At 36.0% G+C, this 450-nt stretch carries 1 protein-coding gene; it reads right to left on the bottom strand.

Going from position 1 to position 450, the window contains the following annotated elements:
• Nucleotides 1-450 (bottom strand): N-acetylneuraminate synthase family protein (locus tag KJR01_RS09795; protein WP_214119053.1); only part of this gene is annotated, 450 nt, incomplete at both ends.

Raw genomic sequence — 450 nt, 5'->3', positions numbered from 1 at the left:
GTAGCAATGCCCGTTGAAACGATAGTAGGTTTTTTTTCTTTGGCGATTAAACGTACGAAATTTTCATCATTGGCTTCAAAAGAAGCGATTTTATAGGCTATAGGATCAAAGCGTTTAAGAAATTCTACATCTTCTTTAGCAAAGGGACTTGAAAAACAAAGTATGCCTTCATTTTGTGCGGTTTCAAAGATTTGAGAATGCCATTCATAAGGGGTTTTTGCACTTTCATAAAGCTCATAAAGTTTTCTTTTGTCCCAAAGTCCTCCTTGGATGATAAAATCTTCTTTGTCGCTATCTAAAGTAAGGCTGTTGGGGGTATAGGTTTGAATTTTTATCGCATCAGCACCTGCCTTTTTAGCAGCTTTTATGCTTTGAAGTGCCATTTCAAGACTTCCTGCGTGATTTGCACTAAGTTCTGCTATGATAAAAACTTTTTTATCGGTGTTAAAA

The sequence above is a fragment of the Campylobacter sp. 2018MI10 genome, assembly GCF_018501175.1.
Taxonomy (GTDB): domain Bacteria; phylum Campylobacterota; class Campylobacteria; order Campylobacterales; family Campylobacteraceae; genus Campylobacter_E.
The sequence above is the reverse complement of the archived record's forward strand: the minus strand, read 5'-3'. Positions and strand labels throughout refer to the sequence as shown.